General features: G+C 62.9%; 19 protein-coding genes. All 19 read left to right on the forward strand.

Annotated elements, in window-relative coordinates:
* Positions 1–129 precede the first annotated feature (129 nt).
* The 19 genes from ACGGKE_RS17680 to ACGGKE_RS17770 all read left to right on the forward strand — a co-directional run bounded on the left by ACGGKE_RS17680 (position 130) and on the right by ACGGKE_RS17770 (position 17,386).
* Entirely contained in the window at positions 130–978 is an 849-nt protein-coding gene (locus tag ACGGKE_RS17680) for a quinate/shikimate dehydrogenase (pyrroloquinoline-quinone) domain protein (protein WP_394443147.1), read from the forward strand.
* Between the two features lie 348 nt (positions 979–1,326).
* Positions 1,327–2,085 carry an autoinducer binding domain-containing protein gene (locus ACGGKE_RS17685; protein ID WP_004212758.1) on the forward strand — a complete coding sequence of 253 codons (759 nt, stop codon included), beginning with the start codon at positions 1,327–1,329 and terminating at the stop codon, positions 2,083–2,085.
* 374 nt (positions 2,086–2,459) lie between these two features.
* Positions 2,460–2,822: a hypothetical protein gene (locus tag ACGGKE_RS17690; protein ID WP_004212759.1), complete on the forward strand. Its 363-nt coding sequence runs from the start codon at positions 2,460–2,462 to the stop codon at positions 2,820–2,822.
* Positions 2,819–3,487, forward strand: a complete 669-nt coding sequence (locus tag ACGGKE_RS17695; protein ID WP_004212760.1) for a lytic transglycosylase domain-containing protein — start codon at positions 2,819–2,821, stop codon at positions 3,485–3,487. The genes ACGGKE_RS17690 and ACGGKE_RS17695 overlap by 4 nt, the downstream gene beginning before the upstream one ends.
* Positions 3,484–3,825: a TrbC/VirB2 family protein gene (locus ACGGKE_RS17700; RefSeq protein ID WP_004212761.1), complete on the forward strand. Its 342-nt coding sequence runs from the start codon at positions 3,484–3,486 to the stop codon at positions 3,823–3,825. The genes ACGGKE_RS17695 and ACGGKE_RS17700 overlap by 4 nt, the downstream gene beginning before the upstream one ends.
* Positions 3,826–3,832: 7 nt before the next feature.
* Positions 3,833–4,171 (forward strand): type IV secretion system protein VirB3, encoded by a 339-nt coding sequence (locus tag ACGGKE_RS17705; RefSeq protein ID WP_004212763.1) that lies wholly within the window; start codon positions 3,833–3,835, stop codon positions 4,169–4,171.
* The gene (locus ACGGKE_RS17710; protein ID WP_037512064.1) at positions 4,164–6,575 is read left to right on the forward strand and encodes a VirB4 family type IV secretion/conjugal transfer ATPase; all 2,412 of its coding nucleotides are present in this window, start codon (positions 4,164–4,166) and stop codon (positions 6,573–6,575) included. The genes ACGGKE_RS17705 and ACGGKE_RS17710 overlap by 8 nt, the downstream gene beginning before the upstream one ends.
* A 4-nt stretch (positions 6,576–6,579) precedes the next feature.
* Positions 6,580–7,290, forward strand: a complete 711-nt coding sequence (locus ACGGKE_RS17715) for a type IV secretion system protein (protein ID WP_004212766.1) — start codon at positions 6,580–6,582, stop codon at positions 7,288–7,290.
* Positions 7,287–7,532: an EexN family lipoprotein gene (locus tag ACGGKE_RS17720; RefSeq protein WP_080604529.1), complete on the forward strand. Its 246-nt coding sequence runs from the start codon at positions 7,287–7,289 to the stop codon at positions 7,530–7,532. The genes ACGGKE_RS17715 and ACGGKE_RS17720 overlap by 4 nt, the downstream gene beginning before the upstream one ends.
* On the forward strand, positions 7,532–8,476 hold the full coding sequence (locus ACGGKE_RS17725; RefSeq protein ID WP_004212767.1) for a type IV secretion system protein: 945 nt from the start codon (positions 7,532–7,534) through the stop codon (positions 8,474–8,476). Before ACGGKE_RS17720 ends, ACGGKE_RS17725 begins: the two co-directional genes overlap by 1 nt.
* Before the next feature lie 20 nt (positions 8,477–8,496).
* Complete coding sequence (locus ACGGKE_RS17730) at positions 8,497–8,814, forward strand: hypothetical protein (RefSeq protein ID WP_004212769.1); 318 nt, start codon at positions 8,497–8,499, stop codon at positions 8,812–8,814.
* A 2-nt stretch (positions 8,815–8,816) separates the two neighbouring features.
* Positions 8,817–9,506 carry a virB8 family protein gene (locus tag ACGGKE_RS17735; protein ID WP_004212771.1) on the forward strand — a complete coding sequence of 230 codons (690 nt, stop codon included), beginning with the start codon at positions 8,817–8,819 and terminating at the stop codon, positions 9,504–9,506.
* 23 nt (positions 9,507–9,529) lie between these two features.
* Positions 9,530–10,360 (forward strand): P-type conjugative transfer protein VirB9, encoded by an 831-nt coding sequence (gene virB9, locus ACGGKE_RS17740; protein ID WP_037512078.1) that lies wholly within the window; start codon positions 9,530–9,532, stop codon positions 10,358–10,360.
* A gap of 5 nt (positions 10,361–10,365) precedes the next feature.
* Complete coding sequence (gene virB10 / locus ACGGKE_RS17745; RefSeq protein ID WP_394443154.1) at positions 10,366–11,604, forward strand: type IV secretion system protein VirB10; 1,239 nt, start codon at positions 10,366–10,368, stop codon at positions 11,602–11,604.
* Positions 11,601–12,605: a P-type DNA transfer ATPase VirB11 gene (gene virB11, locus ACGGKE_RS17750; RefSeq protein WP_137405247.1), complete on the forward strand. Its 1,005-nt coding sequence runs from the start codon at positions 11,601–11,603 to the stop codon at positions 12,603–12,605. The genes virB10 and virB11 overlap by 4 nt, the downstream gene beginning before the upstream one ends.
* A complete protein-coding gene (locus tag ACGGKE_RS17755; RefSeq protein ID WP_394443266.1) occupies positions 12,571–14,568 on the forward strand; it encodes a type IV secretory system conjugative DNA transfer family protein in 1,998 nt (665 codons plus the stop codon). Before virB11 ends, ACGGKE_RS17755 begins: the two co-directional genes overlap by 35 nt.
* Positions 14,558–15,487, forward strand: coding sequence for an LPD7 domain-containing protein (locus tag ACGGKE_RS17760; RefSeq protein ID WP_004212779.1), 930 nt, complete (start codon positions 14,558–14,560; stop codon positions 15,485–15,487). The genes ACGGKE_RS17755 and ACGGKE_RS17760 overlap by 11 nt, the downstream gene beginning before the upstream one ends.
* Positions 15,488–15,602: 115 nt before the next feature.
* A complete protein-coding gene (locus ACGGKE_RS17765; RefSeq protein WP_004212781.1) occupies positions 15,603–16,463 on the forward strand; it encodes a type IV toxin-antitoxin system AbiEi family antitoxin in 861 nt (286 codons plus the stop codon).
* On the forward strand, positions 16,460–17,386 hold the full coding sequence (locus ACGGKE_RS17770) for a nucleotidyl transferase AbiEii/AbiGii toxin family protein (RefSeq protein ID WP_004212782.1): 927 nt from the start codon (positions 16,460–16,462) through the stop codon (positions 17,384–17,386). The genes ACGGKE_RS17765 and ACGGKE_RS17770 overlap by 4 nt, the downstream gene beginning before the upstream one ends.
* The last annotated feature ends 47 nt before the right edge of the window (positions 17,387–17,433 follow it).

Genomic DNA, 17,433 nt, shown 5'->3' on the forward strand with positions numbered 1-17,433 from the left:
ACGCTTTACGATATTCCGAACGGAAAGGGCGGCACCACGCCTGCGCTGATCCAGGTCACCAAGCGCGGCCAGATCTTCGTCCTCGATCGGCGTACCGGCCGACCGGTAGCGCCGGTCGAGGAGCGTCGCGTGCCCAAGGGTTCGATCCCCGGCGAGCGCTATTCGCCGACCCAGCCTTATTCGACTGGCATGCCTGTCATTGGTGCTGATCCTCTGAGCGAGCGCCGGATGTGGGGCGTGAGCATGTTCGACCAGCTCTGGTGTCGCGTTGCTTTCCGCAAGCTGCGCTATGAAGGTGACATGACACCGCCGTCGCTCGAAGGCACGCTGCAGTGGCCGGGCTTCTACGGCGGCATGAATTGGGGGTCGGCCAGCGTCAATCGCACCAACGACTATCTGATCGTGAATGACATCCGCCTTGCGCAAATCCTGCGTCTTGTTCCCAGAGCGGAAACCGACCGCATCCTGGGTGAGCCGAAGGTCGAAGGTGGTGCGGGACACGACGGGATCAACCCGCAAGCCGGTGCGCCCTACGGTGCGCTTCTCACCGGGTTTATGTCGCCGCTTGGCGTGCCGTGTCAGAATCCTCCGTTCGGGACCATGACCGCGATCGATATCGATCTCAAGACGCGCGCGATCGTCTGGCAAAAGCCCTTGGGCACGACCCAGGACACAGGTCCGCTTGGCATCAAGACGCATCTGCGTATCCCGATCGGAACGCCGACGCTGTCGGGCGCACTGACCACCGGATCGGGCCTGATCTTCTACACCGGGACCACCGACTATTACCTGCGGGCGATCGACGTGCGCACCGGCAAGGAGCTGCTGGCGAAGCGGATGCCCGTTGGTGGACAGGCAACGCCGATGACCTTCGTCTCTCCAAAGACGAAGAAGCAATATGTCGTTGTGACGGCGGGCGGCGCGCGGCAATCGCTTGACCGCGGTGACCTTGTCATCGCCTACAAGCTGCCGGACTGAGGCACTTGAAGGTCTGCGGCGGCAAAAGCCATTGCCGCCGCAGACCTAACATATTGATTTATTTAACATAATTGTTATTATCGAACCGGTTGAGGGTCAACGGCTGGGGATGGTGAAACCTGCCGGGATCTCCAAGGCTGGTGGCCCAACGCAGGCTTCCAGCGCGGTGGCTGAGCCAGCAGAAAAATACGCCGCGTGTTGCTTGTTTGTTTCAGAAAGGGAGAGCCTATTTCCGGATCGCCTGACTGACACCACAATATCTCAGGCAGCACGCATCTGATCGCAAATATCAGTAAACTCACCGATTTTGGGCTAGACGTCGTCTATCCGTCCGTCGAGCCTGAATTCATGCAGGGCACGCGCGACATCGGCCGCTTGGCGACTATCGGCGCCTTCGAGCAGAGTTCAAAACTGGCGACAACGCTCGACCAACTTTCAAACCTCGTGGACGCAATTGTCAGGGACTTTGGTTTCCGCTGGTTTGCCCTCCTGCATAATGTCGATCTGGTACAACGCAGCAAGAATGCGCTGATGCTGACGACATATCCTGTCAAATGGCTCGACGAAGTGATCGAGACCAGGCTCTACCTCGATGATCCGGTCCACGCTGCCGTGGGCAAAACGCCGTCCGGGCTGAACTGGAACCAGATCGGGGAATTCATCGATCCCAGCACCCGCCAGATTGCTACATTGGCAAAGGGGCGCGATCACGGGCTGCGCCAGGGCTTCACTATGCCGATCCGCATGGCTGATGAGCCCGACGCGCTTTTCTCTGTTGCACGCGCAAACGATGACGAAATTTCGGGAGAGGATGCTCTTGCCGCCCGCTTGATCGGCACGATCGCTTTTGATCGCGGTCGCGCGATCCTCGGAGAGGAGCGTCTGAGCTATGAACCGGTGCCGCTCAGCCCCCGACAGATCGACTGCATCGCGCTCGTCGGACAGGGTAAAAGCGATTGGGAGGCAGCCCAGATACTCGGGCTCAGCCGCGACACTGTGCATGAATATGTCGAGGGCGCACGGCGGCGCTATGGTGTGCGGCGGCGGACCCAGCTTGTGCTGCGCGCGGTGCGAGACGGGCATCTCAATATCGACGCAATGCTGTAACCAGTAGCGTCGCAACCCGAACACTACCCCCTCGTCATCACCGAGAAGCCGCGAGCGATGCTCGACTGATCGAGCAGTAACTGTCCTCTATCATCGCGTCCCCCACATCTGAATGATTACGCCGACGAAGGCCCCTCACCCTCGTCGGAATGCTCAATTCTGCTGTCGATAAAGTCAGGTCCAACTGGGCATGCGTCGTGCGCGGCCTTGTGGCTTTCCTACAGTCCGTCGGATGAACCAGAGCCAGGTGCCACCTCGTTCCCCCTAAGTGGGGGGATTGCGTCAAACGGCGCTAAACGGCTCAAAAGTAGCGCGACTTTCATTCAAATAAGCCGCTGTCCTTGCCCTGCACTGACAGCGGCATGGAGGCAAGCATGCTGCATAGGCGTCACGCCATCATCGCATCCGCCATGGCACTGTGCATGCCCGCAACACCAGCGCAGGCCAATGATCTGGGCTGCCAGGTGTTGCTTTGCCTCTCAAACCCCGGCGGGGCGACGCAATATGGTGCTTGCGTCCCGCCAATGGTGAAGCTCTGGGAACGACTTGCCCTGGGCGGTTCATTCCCCGGCTGCTCTGGCGGGGGCGTTGCCAAGACCAAGGTCTATGATCGCAACTCGGCGACGCGACGCCGCGTGGTCATGACCTTCGCCGACGGCCGCCAGACGACCTACTCGCTCGCCAATATAGAGCGCTTGCCCCAAGCCGCCATCGAACCGGGAACGACGCCCCGATGATGCTCGAGCTTGCAGCCGTGGTCGCGCTCGCGCGGCAATGCGCGCCCACGGTCGCGGCAGAAACTCTCGTCTCGCTGGTTTACACCGAAAGTCATTTCGATCCCTATGCCATCGGCGTGAACGCCAAGGGCGTCGCGGCGCCGAAGGTGTCCGATCGCGCGTCGGCCATCGCGTCCGCCCGGTCGCTGATCGCGCGCGGCTACAATATCGATCTCGGCCTTGGCCAGATCAACAGCGCGAATCTCAAGCCGTTGAACCTGTCGATCGAGGACGCTTTCGAACCGTGCCGAAACCTCGCCGCATCGGCACGCGTGCTCGCCGAGAATTACACCAGTGTGGCGAAGTCCAGCCGCTCCACCGAGGATGCGATCGCCACGGCCATGTCCATGTATAATACCGGCAACCGCTGGAAGGGTTTTGCCAATGGCTATGTCGGCAAGGTCTACGCCTCGTCGAGCAGCATCATACCGCAAATCCGGCAACGTGCAGGCATTGCCATGGCAGACGCGCCGATAGCGAAAGCGGCACAGAGCCCGGCTCCTACCCCCTCGCCAGTAGCGGATCCACCCGATCAAAGCTGGAACACCTCGGCCGTCGCGCAAACTGCGACGCTGATGGTGTTCGGCTCGTCTCAAACCGCCCCATTGAAAGGACAGCCCGAATGATCGCCACACCGCCCTTGCCTGCTGCTGCGCACTCCGCGTCTGCGCGATCATTCTCCCAGTATTTCACGCTGCTTTTAGCGGCGGTTCTCGTCTCGCTTGTGCTGACAGACCCGGCCTATGCGCAGGCCGCCGACGGCATCACCTCCATGGCGGACAACATCAAGACCTGGCTGACCGGCACGTTTGCGAAGACGATCGCGGTGATCGCGGTGGTCATCGTGGGCTTCATGTTCTTCACTGGCCGCGCCAGCCTCGGTCTTCTCGTCACCGTCATCGTCGGCATCTTCATCGTGTTCAGCGCGCAGTGGATCGTCGACACCATCACCGGCGGTGCGTGAGGCCATCATGGTCAACGACGACAAGCTGCGTGAAGAAACGCTCTTCCTGGCAGTGACGCGGCCGACGATGTGGATGGGCGTTCCGATCGAAGCGTCGCTGCCTATCGCACTCGCATCCTGCCTGACCCTCATCATAAGCGGCAATCCGCTCTACGCTTTGGCACTCGCAGGCGCGTTTCTTGCGATCGCCCGCCTGATCGTCCGCCACGACGCCAATGCCTTCCGGCTGCTGTGGCTTTGGACGATGACGAAGGCGCGATGCCGCAACCGCGGTTGGTGGGGTGGCAGTTCCTACTCTCCCCTCCCCACTCAGGGCGCACGCCGAAAGGGCTTTCTGCATGGCTAGTCGTGCCTTCTCGCGCGATGCGGCGCGTACTCCGTGGCGCATCCTCAAGAACGAGGCGGATCCTGCGCGCTATCTGCCTTATGCGCGGCACGTCGATGCGCAGGTGATCGCGCTCGACGGGCGCGACCTGATGATGATGTTCAGGCTGGACGGCATCGCCTTCGAGACAGCCGATCCCGCTCAGCTGAACGACTGGCATGAGAAGCTCAACGGGACGTTGCGCAACATCGCCGACGATCGTCTCGCGATCTGGACGCATATCGTGCGCCGCCCGGTCACCGACTATCCCGAGGGCGAGTTTCGCTCTACGTTCGCCGCCGATCTCGATGCCAAATATCGCGCGCGGGTCACCGCTAAGCGCATGTTCGTCAACGAGCTCTATCTGACGCTGGTGATGCGCCCGTCCGTTGGCTCGGCCGACCGCACAGGGGTCTTGCTGCGTCGCCTGTCCAGTGCCCGCAAAGAGGGAACCGAGGTCGACGAGGACGAGCTCGTTCGTTTCGAGGACAAGGCGCGCGATATAGAGAAGCTGCTCGCGCGTTGCAGGCCACAGCGACTGGGTTTGTACGAACATCGCGGCCTCATGTTCTCGCAGCCGCTCGAGGTGCTGGAACTCGTCATGATGGGGCGCGCGACGCGCGTCCCGCTTGTTCGTGGTCATCTGGGATCGGCGATCTACGGCGAAAGGGTGATCTTCGGCCGCGAGACGGTCGAGGTTCGCGCCCATGCCGATAGCCGCTTCGTCGGCCTGTTCGGTATCCGCGAATATCCGGCCATGACGCGACCGGGGCAGGTCAACGCGCTTCTCTCGCAGGATTTCGCGTTCGTCGTCACCCAGTCCTTCGCGTTCATGGGCAAGGCGCGTGCGTCCGAGCGACTGCGCAGGCGCCAGAACCAGATGGCATCGACCGAAGATGCGGCAGCGAGCCAGGCGCTCGAGCTCGCCGATGCCGCCGATGATCTGCAGAGCAATCGGTTCGTGCTGGGCGAGCATCACTTCTCGCTCGCCGTGTTCAGCGAAGACCAGAAGCGGCTCGCCGAAAATCTCTCGACGGCGCGCGCCGCGCTGGCCGATGCCGGCCTGGTTTCAGCACGCGAGGGACCAGCGCTGGAGGCCGCCTTCTGGTCGCAGTTGCCGGGAAATTTTGCCTGGCGCGCCCGACCTGCCGCCATCACGTCGCGCAACTTCGCCGCCCTGTCACCCTTCCACACCTTCCCTGCCGGTCGGGCCGATGGCAATCATTGGGGCGCTGCGATCGCACTGATGAAGACCGCAGCCCAGTCGCCCTATTATTTCAATTTCCACGTCAACGATCTCGGCCACACGCTGATCATCGGCCCGTCGGGTGGCGGTAAGACCGTGGTGCAGAATTTCCTGATGGCGCAGCTCGAGAAGACCGGCGCCCAGCAGATCTTTATCGACAAGGACCGGGGCGCGGAAATCTATGTACGCGCATCGGGCGGCACCTATCTTGCCCTGCGCAATGGCGTGCCGACCGGCTTCGCGCCCCTGCGTGCGCTCGATCAGTCACCGGGCAACATCACGTTCCTTGGTCGACTGATACGCCAACTGGTCACGCCCGTTGGTGGCCAGCTCGGTGTCATGCAGGAGCGCATGATCGACGATGGCATCCTATCGATCGGCCGATTGCCCCCCGAAGAGCGATCGATCCTCGCCTTGCGGCAATTGCTGGGGCAGCGCGATCCCGAGGGCATCGGCGCGCGTCTCGAGAAATGGGCGCGCGGCGGCGCGTTGGGCTGGGTGTTCGACAATAACGCAGACGAACTGACGCTCGAAGCGCGGTTCATCGGCTTCGACATGACTGATTTCCTCGACAATGCCGAGATCCGCACGCCGCTCATGATGTATATGTTCCACCGCATCGACGCGCTGCTCGACGGCCGCAGACTGGTGATCGACATCGACGAATTCTGGAAAGCGCTCGGCGATGAAGCCTTCCGCGCGTTCGCGCAGGATGGTCTGAAAACCTACCGTAAGCAGAACGCCTTTCTGGTGTTCGGCACGCAAAGCCCGGCCGACGCGCTGCGCTCCGACATTTCCCACAGCATCATGGAACAGGTCGCGACCAAGATCCTGCTGCCCAACCCCTATGGCCGGGAGTCCGACTATATCGATGGCCTCGGCCTCACCCGCGCCGAGTTCAAGCTGATCCGCAGCGATCTGATCCCCGAGAGCCGGCGCTTCCTCATCAAACAAGGCCATGACTCGATCGTCGTCGAGCTTGATCTCGCCGGTCTTGGTGACGAGCTTGCGGTGCTCTCCGGCACCACGGCGACGGTTGGAATTCTTGACGCAGTGCGCCGCGAACATGGTGACGATCCGGCGCGTTGGTTGCCCATTTTTCACGAGCAGCGGGCGACCGCGAACAGAAGGAAAGGATAGAAAGATGAGAGCTTTTTCGATCCTCGCGATTGGCGGTTTGCTGGCGCTGAGCACCCCGGCCAGCGCTCAGGGCATCCCCGTCTACGATTCCAACACCTTCCTCCAGACCCTTTCGACCGTGAAGAACACGCTCGCGATGATCGAGCAGGGCAAGGCGCAGATCGCGCAGGCGACCGATATGTTCGACAGCGTCAACAAGCTGACCAACGTCAACAAGATTGCCAGTTCGCTCAGCACCGACGCTGTCCGGCATCTTCTGCCGAGCGAGGCTCGCGACATTCAGCGATTGATGTCGTCGGATATGAGCGGCTTGGGCAGTCTTGCCAGCTCGGCCAACCGCATCCGTTCGGCCAACCGGGTCGATCTCCCCGATTTACGGCCGGATGCGACCGCTTACGAGCGCTCCGGCCGTGACACCATTTTGCGCAATGGGGATCTGGCATCGCGGGATGCGGCTATTGCCGAGGCAGCCTATGGTGTGACCGCTCAGCGTACGGCCGGTCTGGAGGAGCTGCGCACTTCGCTCGATTCAGCGTCCGACGCCAAGGATGTGATGGATATCCAGGCCCGCGTCGGTGTCGAGAATGCGCATATCCAGAATGATTCCGTCCAGCTTCAAGCGCTAGCGATGCGACAGCGAGCCGAACAAGACATTCGGTCGCAACAGGAAAGCGAAAGAATTCTGGCGTCAAAGCTCGGGAGCCTCAAGCCATGAAGCCCCTTGCATCCGTCTTGGTAGTCTTGTCGCTGCCTATGCTGCTCCTCGCGTGCCAGCAGCCTCCAAGGGGAAAGGAATATTTGAAGTCGCATCCTGAAGAACTCGCCGAAGTGCTGAAAAGTTGCGCAGATGGGACCCATCCCGACCCTCAGGAGTGCTCGAACGCTCAAAGCGTGAGAACCTTGGACTTGAAGCTACGTTCGCTATCGCCTCGTCCAGGAAAATCGGACGTTCGGTAATGGAGGACGGTCTCTTCACGACGCTCTATGTTAGCATCGACGGCAAGCTCGATCTGTTCCTCAACGAGCGCCTGACCAACGTCATCGAGGTCGTGCGCGGCCCGCTGGCGCTCGGGCTAGTCATCTATATCGCCCTGTTCGGCTACATGGTCATGCGCGGGATCGTGAGCGAGCCATGGGGCGAACTCTTCTACCGAATGGTGAAGCTCTGCCTGCTATACCTCGCGGCCACGACCGTGGCGTATTCGGAATGGATTACAAACCCCCTCTTCCACGGGATGCCCGACGCTATTTCGCAAGCCCTCGCGGGGCGTACAGTGACCAGTGTCGGAAACGTCTTTGATGATTATTATGGTCAGGCTGATGCGATCATTGCGCGGATTGAGACCGAAGCCGCGACATACAGTGACATTAATCCATATAAACTTGTACTCTATACCCTAAGTCTAGGCCTGAAGGCTTTGGCCGGTCTATCGGCTGCGATTGGGTTTTCCATCACCGTATTCGCCAAGGTTGCGCTTGCGATCATCGTTGCGCTTGGGCCGATATTTATCGCCCTATCTCTATTCGAAACAACACGCCGCTTCTTCCATGGATGGCTGGGGCAGGCTTTTAACTACATCGTTCTGATGGCAGTGATCATCGCAATTACGGCGCTGATTACCGATCTCGGCGCACTCGCCATAACCTCCTCAGAAGGTGTGGCCGATGCGGCACTCGGCGCAATCATGTTCGCCGTCTATATCTTCCTCGGCACGATCTTCTTTTTCCAGGCGCCGTCGATCGCGACCGGCATAGCCGGCGGCGCGGCCGCAGGTGTCGGCGCATTCGCGGGTTCGGCGTGGAGCACCATGGCCGCGCCCTTCCAGCAGCGCCGAATCTCCCGAAACAGCCGCAATCTCGAACGTGCCGCGCAACGCGGCGGCACGGTGAGCCGCGCATGATGATCATGAGGAATACGCCAATGTCCAAACCGCTGACGACACGCATCCTCCAGGGCGTCGCGCTCCTCGCCGCTGTCGCACCGATGGCCACACATGGCGCGTCGGGACCCAAGAAGCTGCCAATCTGCAACGGCAGGCATCTACGCGACGCCAATGTCTACGGCAGCGTGCTGCCCGGCTCGCCTGTCCCAGCGGTCGTCGCGCCCCCTGCCCCGCCCCCGGTGCCGCAGGTCAAACCGCCGGCCGGTGGATCGCCGCCACCGCCGGTCCCAGCCTCCGCGCCGCCGCCCGACAAGATTTCGTCGCGAGATCAGACCACCACTTATGGGAGCTGTTGATCATGCGGCGTCAAAGCGAGGGCGTGCCAGCAAGCGACGCCGAACTCTATTTCGGCCATGCACGCTCATGGGACCAGGATCGTCAGCGCAAGTCGCTGCGCTCGGAACGGATCGCCTGGGGCGTCGCCGTCCTCGCATTGCTGGCATGCACGGCCGAGGCACTGGCGCTGGCAGGCCTCGCGCCGCTCAAGACGGTCATGCCCTATATCATCCGGGTCAACCAGACGACGGGCGCGGTCGATGTGCAGACGGCCCTCACCCAGCAGCCGATGCGCTACGACGAAGCCGTCACTAAATTCTTCCTCGCACAATATGTCCGGGCACGCGAGAGCTGGCTGCCGGCGGCGGCCGAAGAGAATTTCCGGGCGGTGGCGATCCTGTCCGAGCCGGGTGAACAGCAGCGCTGGGGCCGGTTTTTCAACGACGACAACCCGTCGAGTCCGCAGGTGACATGGGGCAAGGGAGCGACGGTCCAGGCCCGTGTTCGCAACATCAGCTTCATCAACGACCGCGTCGCCAATGTCCGGTTCACCCGCACGGTCCAGACCGACACGAACATCCAGAACAGCGACTGGATCGCGACCATCACCTTTCGCTACACCAATGCCCCGATGGCGGAGGGCGATCGCTATCGCAATCCGCTCGGCTTCCAGGTCGAGAATTATCGAGCCGATCCGGAGGTGGTCCGGTGAAGCGGCTCCTGACCCTTGCAGCAATGTGCCTCCTCGGTGCCCAGCCCGCTCTGGCCGAGGACACACCTCGCGGCGGACCGGCCGACCCGCGGGTCAAATTCGTCGATTATCAGGAGACGCAGGTCTACCGGATTGTCGGCACCTTCCGCACGGCGACCCAGATCGTGCTCGGCGACGGCGAGACGATCGAGCATGTGGCCCTTGGCGACACCGTGTCATGGGAAGTGGCCGTTGCCGGACATATCCTCTTTCTCAAGCCGCGCGAGCGCGCTGGCCCCACCAACCTCATCGTCACCACCAACCACGGCGGAGAACTGCGCAACTATGCGTTCGAGCTGACCACCCGGCGCGGCGCGATCAGCAGCGCAAGTTCGGATGCCTTCTTCCAGGTGCGCTTCCGCTATCCCCGCGATGAGGCGGAACGCGCAGCCCGGATGCAAGCCGCGCAGGAAGCCCAGCGCGTCGCTGCGATGCAGGCAAGCGCAGTGCGCGGCGCACTCGACCACGGCGTCATCGAAGGTCCGCGCAATCTCAACTACAAGGTCCAGGGCTCAAGCGCGCTGCAGCCCTCCGAGATCTCGGACAACGGCAAGTTCACGGTGCTCCGCTTCCCGGGCAATCATGAAATTCCCGCCATCTACATGGTGCGCCCGGATGGGTCGGAAACGCTCGTCCCGTTCGACGTCCGCGATGAATTCGTGGTCGTTCACCTCGTGGCGACCCAGCTCCGGCTGCGGCGCAATCGCGAGGTGCTGTGCATCTATAACCAGGCGCCGACACCCTATGGTCTCGACGCCGGCACCAACACGGCATCGTCGCATGTCGACCGCACCGTACAGGACCCGAAGGAGTGAGCGCGATGGACGAAACCGCGTCGGACGATCGCCGCCCGATCACTGGAGATCCTACGCCCGAGCGCGACGAGATCCTGCGCGACCGGGGTATCGATCCCATCGGCGGCATGACGCCGGCGAAGCGCAACACCGCGCTAATCTTCGCCGGCACCGCGATGGTGCTCGGTATCTTGTGGGTCAATTCAGGCCCGAGCGGGAAACCGGCGGCCAACCTGATGGCGAAGCCCGAAGCCACCGCCAAGCGCACGGACCTGTCGGCACGCGAAACTGTCGCCTATGACGCGGTCGCGGCGCGACCCAAGCCTCTTGGCGCCCCGCAGTCCGATCCCAATGCGCCGGTCCTCAACCCCGGGCCGGATGGCCAGGTGGTCGGATCCGACGGGCAGATCGTGCCGGCGATGCAGCCTGGCGCTACGCCTGCGCCTTCGGCGCAGAACAATCGTCAGAACATCGCCGAACAGGCCCGGCGCTCGACACTGATTGCCTATGGCGGGCGATCCCAGGGGCTCGCGACGTCGGCACCGGACGGTACTGGCAGTGGCAGGCCGGGTTCTCTTATGGCGCCCGGGGAGGATGTCGACGGCCAGCCACAGCGCGGCGCGCCCAATGCACTGGATGCGCTTCGGCAAAGTTCGCCAATCGGCGAGGCACGCGCCTCGATGCTGCCTAATCGCAACTATCTCGTCACCGCCGGCACCTTGATCCCGTGCGTTCTTCAGACAGCGATGAATTCCGCCCAGCCCGGCTACACATCGTGCCTTATCCCGCGCGATGTCTATTCCGAGAATGGGCGCGTCGTCCTCATGGAAAAGGGCACCAAGGTCGTCGGCGAATATCATGGCGGGATCCAGCAAGGTCAGAACCGCCTGTTCGTGCTGTGGACCCGCGCGGTCACACCGCAAGGGGTGCGCATCGACCTCGCATCGCCAGGTTCGGACGCATTGGGCCGGGCCGGGATCGCAGGCTCGGTCGATACCTTCTTCTGGGCACGGTTCGGCAGCGCGCTCCTGCTCTCGCTGGTCGACGATGGCGCCTATATCGCCGGCCAGGCGGTCGCCAATGGCAACAATAATTTCAACAACACCACGCGGGCGCCGAGCGAAGGCGCGAGCATCGCCCTTCAGAACAGCATCAACATCCGACCCGTGCTCAAGAAGAACCAGGGCGAGGAAGTCGGCATCTTCGTCGCCAAGGATTTGAATTTCGCGGACGTCTACAATCTCGAGCTGCGGCGCGAGAAATGAGCGACACGGCGGTCCTCCGGCATTTTCTCAATCCGATCATGCCGCTGCTGGAGCCTGCCGAGGTGACCGAGCTCGTCATCAACCGGCCGGGTGAGGTCGGCATCGAGGATCATCGCGGCTGGCATTGGCATGATGTCGCCGAACTCGACAGCGAGTGGCTGGCGACGCTGGCTGTCGCGGCGGCCAGCTTCACGCGCCAGGACATCAATGCCGAGACGCCGATCTGCTCGACGATCCTGCCCGGCGGCGAACGCTGCCAGATCGTGATCCCCTCGGTCACTCCAACGGGATCGCCCTCCTTCACCATCCGCAAGCCATCGCGGGTGAACCTTGCAGTCGACCAGCTTGCCCAGGCCGGCCTGTTCGCCGGCACGCGCGCCGCAGCGCGGGGTCTGACCGACGTCGACGCGAAGATGGTCGCGATGCGGGACGCCGGCGACTGGCCGGCTTTCTTCAGAACCGCGGTGGCGGCGCGCAAGAATATCCTGGTGAGCGGCGCGACCGGATCGGGGAAGACCACCTTTGCCAAGGCGCTGATCCAGCTCATCCCGCGCGACGAGCGTCTGCTGACGATCGAGGACACACGCGAGCTTGTCGTCGACCACCGCAATGTCGTCCACATGGTCTATTCGAGCGAGCGACAGGGGCTGGCCAAGGTCGGACCCAAGCAGCTTCTCGAGAGCGCATTGCGCATGCGCCCCGATCGCATCCTGCTGCAGGAACTGCGTGACGGCACCGCCTTCTTCTACCTGCGCAATGTCAACTCAGGTCACCCAGGTTCGATCACGACGGTCCACGCTGGGTCCGCGATGGGCGCGTTCGAGCAGCTGACCCTGCTCGTCAAGGAATCCGAAGGCGGTTGCGATCTGGCGCGCGACGACATTCGCGGGCTGCTGCGCATGCTGGTCGATGTCGTCGTCCAGACCCGCAAGCGAGACGGAAAATTCGAAGTCGAGGAGGTGCATTTTGACCCGGCTGTCGCAAGCCAGTCCTCTCACTAAGGTCGCGCTTGTCGGCGGCACTCTGTTGGGAGCGGCGCTCGCATGCGCGCTTTGCGCGATATTGGTGGCGCTGATCGGGCTGAAGCAGATCGGACCGAACATGCAGGTGACGGCACTGCCGTCGTGGCTGTGGTATTATCGCGCCGACCCGCTTCTCCATCTTTGGCTGCAGCGCGGCGCGATGGTGAGCGGTGCGATCGCCTTCATCATCCTGCTCGTCATTCTCAAGCGCGGTCGATCCCTGCACGGTGAGGCGCGCTTTGCGCGCGAAAGCGAGATCAGGCGCGAGCAGCTCCGCGCAAAGTCGGGCATCATCGTCGGCCAGAAAGGCGGTCGCTATCTGGTGTTCGGCGGGACCGAGCATGTCCTGCTCGAAGCCCCGACCCGGGCCGGCAAGGGTGTCGGTGTCGTCATTCCCAATCTGCTCAGCTGGGCAGACTCCGTGGTCGTGCTCGATGTGAAGCGCGAGAATTGGGAGATCACCGCCGGCTTTCGGGCGCGGCACGGTCAGACGGTCCACCTGTTCGATCCTCTCGACCCCGAAGGCCGCACCGCGCGCTACAATCCGCTGAGCTATATTGATCGGCTCGACGACATAGACGTCGTCAACGAACTCCAGAAGATCGGCGGGATGCTGTTCCCGTCGCCTGAGAAGGCGGATCCGTTCTGGGCCGAGGCAGCGCGCGCCGCCTTTGTCGGCGTCGGGGCGCTTGTCGCCGCCAATCCTGCCTTGCCCTTCACGATCGGCGAGATCTACCGCCGCATGACGACTGGCGACCCGAAGGTCGAATTGCCCAAGGTGGTCGAAGAGGCGCAGCAGCGCGGGCAGCGGCTGAGCCAGGCCTGTGTGTCGGCCCTGAGCGATTTCACCTCCGCGTCCGACAATACTTTTTCCGGGATCAAGCAGACGATCACGTCCAAACTGAACCTGTGGCTCAACCCGTTCGTCGATGCCGCGACCTCGGAGACCGATTTTGATCTGCGGCAGGTTCGCCGGGAGCGCATGTCGATCTATCTTGGGGTGTCGCCGGACAATATCGACCGCATCGCGCCGGTCTATAATCTCTTCCTCCAGCAGCTGATCGACCTCAACACGCGAGAGTTGCCGGCGACGGGCGGGAACGTGCCAGTGCTGGTCTTGCTCGATGAGTTCGCCCGGCTCGGCAAGGCCCCCGTCATAGCGTCGGCTTTCTCCTATGTGGCAGGCTATGGCCTGCGCCTGCTGCCCGTGATCCAGAGCCGTTCGCAGCCACGCGCGCTCTACGGCCCAGACGTCACCGATGAGATCATCGCAAACTGCGGCCTTGAAGTGGTCTTCACGCCAAAGGAGCTGAAGGTCGCCAATGAACTGTCCGAGCGGCTCGGTTTTTTCACGATGAACGTGAAATCGAAGAGCCGCACGATCCACGGGATGCTCGCCAATCGCAGCATTTCGGAGAGCGACCAGCGCCGCGCGCTGATGATGCCTCAGGAACTGATGCAGATGCCCAAGGGCGATCTGCTGCTTCTGCGGGGCGGCATTCCGCCAGTCCGCGGCCGCAAGATCGAATTTTTCCGGTCGCGCCGGTTCACCGATCGGATTTGCGACCCGCCAAAGGTTGCGCCCCGCCTCGTTCGCCTGCCGACGCCCAAACCCGTGGCGGCGGCGATCATCGGCGCGGGCTCGGATGTGCTCGCCCAAGCGATCGAAGCCAAGCGCGCCGCTCTGCACCCATCTGCCCCGCCTGCTGAAAAGGAGCCTGTCGTGACCAGAATGTTGAGCGCCGACGAACTGTCGGGCACGGTCGAGATAACCGACGACATGCTCGTGCTTGGCGAATTGGAGGAATTGCCGGCGCCGGGCGACGAAGAAGCCGCGCTGGCCTTCGTCATGGCGATGGCGGCGCGCGCGGCGGTCGAACCCGAGGAGGATCAGGAGATGGCGGATACATTAGCAGACGGCAGGCAGCATCATGGCCGCTGAGAGCAAGGCGAGCGCGCCGCGGCGCCGAACAAACGGCATCGCGATCGACGACAAGACGGTGAGCAAGGCGGTCGGCACCAAAGATCGGTCGGACCCTGTCGAACCCGAGATTGCGATTGCCCCGACACCTCCCGTCAAGGCGGATGCCAGGCAGGCGCCTACGGCCCCGTCGGTCGTAGCGGGCGATCTGCCCGAGGCAGTGCGCAAACGCTATTATGCCGACAAGGCGAAATGGTCGGGCGATCCGGCCTATTTCACCTCGGCCGACGCGAAGGATCCCGCGTTTCGCGATCAGGGACGGCGGCTGCTGACGGCCAATGAGAGCCAGGAAGTCGTCAAGGACATGGTGGCGATCGCGCAGCATCGTGGATGGGACCGCATCCATATCACCGGATCCGAGACCTTTCGTCGGGCAGCCTGGCTCGAGGCTTCGCGAAACGGCCTCGAAGTCCGGGGCTATAAGCCCAATGAGCGCGACCTGCAGGAGCTTGATCGCGTGCGCGGCGAGGCGAGCAAGAACAGCATCGCGCCGATAACGTCGCGGGATGCCGCCGAGAGCAGAGACCCCGCGCCGGCCCGCCGGTCGTCGACGCAGGGTCAGGCGGATCGCGCGCCGCCGCGCGGATCAGACCGGAGCCTGCCGAACGATCGCGCGATCGACAGCCAGTTGCGGGTCATGGAAGCGGTCGTGCAGCGCACCCTGTTCGACAATCCCGAGGCGATCATGCGGGTCATGGGGGTCGCCCGGGCGCAGCTTCAGGCGCATGTCGCAGCGGGGCGCACCATAAAGCCTGCCGAAGTCCGGGATCGGGGTCCGTCGGTGCAGCGAAGCGTGGAGCCTGCCGCGGCGCCCGCGCGCGGCGCGACAGTACGGCCTGGCCGCGAGCATAAACCGCCGGAACGCAATCGGGCCCGCTGACGCTGCGTATCGATTGGTTCATCAATCGCGCATTCTGTTCGTCTGAAGCGAACGAAATCGCGATATTATAAACTGATCCTTGTCAGCGGTTCAGAAATACGGCAATTTGTTCGGTATGGACGGACAAAGGCGCCAGACTCTGAACCAGCTTCTCACGGCGTTGCCGCCGGGTCTGCTCGTGGATTCGGCGTGGTTGCAGGCGCAGGGCGTCGCCCGCACATCGGTCCATGATTATGTTCGGCGCGGGTGGCTCGAGCGCGTCGCGCCCCGGGTCTATCGGCGCACGACGACACAAGGTGCCGCAGCATCGCTGCGATGGGACATGGCAGTGATGTCGGCGCAGCGGACCGCAGCCGGCGAACTCTATGTGGGCGGCATAACCGCTCTCGAGCTCCATGGTCTCGGGCATTTCGCCCGGCTCGGCGGGGAACGGACGGTCCATCTCTACGACCCGGACCATGCAGCCCCTTCCTGGCTCGCGACCTTGTCCACCAACGCCCAGCTCGTGATGCACCGACGCACGCTGTTCGAGGCGTCGGACCTCGGCATCGACTGGCACCGCCTCGATCTCGGCACTACGCGGCTCGGCGATGTGGCGGCCTCGCCACAGGCCAGCGAAGCCTGGGATCATTTCCTCCGCGTCGCCAGCGCCGAGCGTGCGACGATCGAGCTGATGGACGATGTGCCTGCGAGCCTTACCTTCGACCATGCCGACAAGATCTTCGAGAACCTCACGACCCTTCGTCCCCGGCTGGTGACGGACCTGCTGAAAAGCTGCACGAGTATCAGGGCCAAGCGACTGTTCCTGTTCTTCGCCGATCGTCACGCGCATGGCTGGGCGAAGCGGATCGATCGCGACGTCGTCGATCTGGGCCGGGGCAAACGCCAGCTCGTACCCGGTGGCCGACTGGACACACGGTATCAGATCACGGTGCCCGAAGCCTTCGGCCCCAAAACCGAAAGTGAAGACCAATGACGGCGCAGATCTATGCGGACCAGGTACGACTGCTGGTCCGCGCCATCCCGGAAATCGCGCAGGAGGAGATCTTCGCGCTCAAGGGCGGAACGGCGATCAACCTGTTCGTGCGGGATCTCCCACGCCTGTCGGTCGACATCGACCTTGTCTACCTGCCGGTTGCCGATCGCGAGAGCTCATTGCAGGCCGTGAGAGACGGGCTCGAACGGGTCGCGGGCCGTCTCGAACGGGGTGGCCGCATGGCGGTCGAGCGTCGCCTGCTTCCCGACGGCAAGCGTCTTGTCGTCCAAGCCGACGGTGTGACGATCAAGATCGAGGTCTCGCCGGTCTTGCGCGGAACGGTATTTTCGCCTGCCGTGCGATCGGTCAGCCGCGCGGTCGAAGACCGTTTCGGTTTTGCCGAGATGCAGCTGGTGTCCGAGGCAGATCTCTATGCGGGCAAGATCGCGGCCGCGCTCGACCGCCAGCACCCGCGCGATCTGTTCGACATTCATTTTCTCTTCGCCAATGAAGGGATCAGCGATGACCTCTTCAAGGCGTTCCTCATCTACCTCGTCAGTCATCCGCGCCCTGCCCATGAGTTGCTATGTCCGCACCGGCTCGACATCCGCGATCAATATGGTGCGGAGTTTCTCGGCATGACCGTCACGGACCTGCCGCTCGAGGCGCTGCTCGACGCGCGCGAGCGCCTGATCAGCGAACTTGGCGAACGGGCGCGACAGCCCGCCAACAGGCGCTTCCTCATGTCGTTTCACGAACTCGCGCCCGATTGGTCGGCGGTCGGGCTCGATCCGGAGATTGCCGAACTGCCTGCGCTGCGGTGGAAGGCGATCAATCTCGAGCGTCTACAGCGCGAGAACCCGGACAAATTCGCTGGCCAGCTCCGCGCTCTTGGCGACTGCATCGGCGAGGAGACGGCGTAAGCCTCGCCCGTTTTGTTCCATCTATGTTCCGTGATAAGCTCTCGCAT

This window comes from Sphingobium naphthae, from assembly GCF_043589935.1.
GTDB lineage: Bacteria > Pseudomonadota > Alphaproteobacteria > Sphingomonadales > Sphingomonadaceae > Sphingobium > Sphingobium naphthae_A.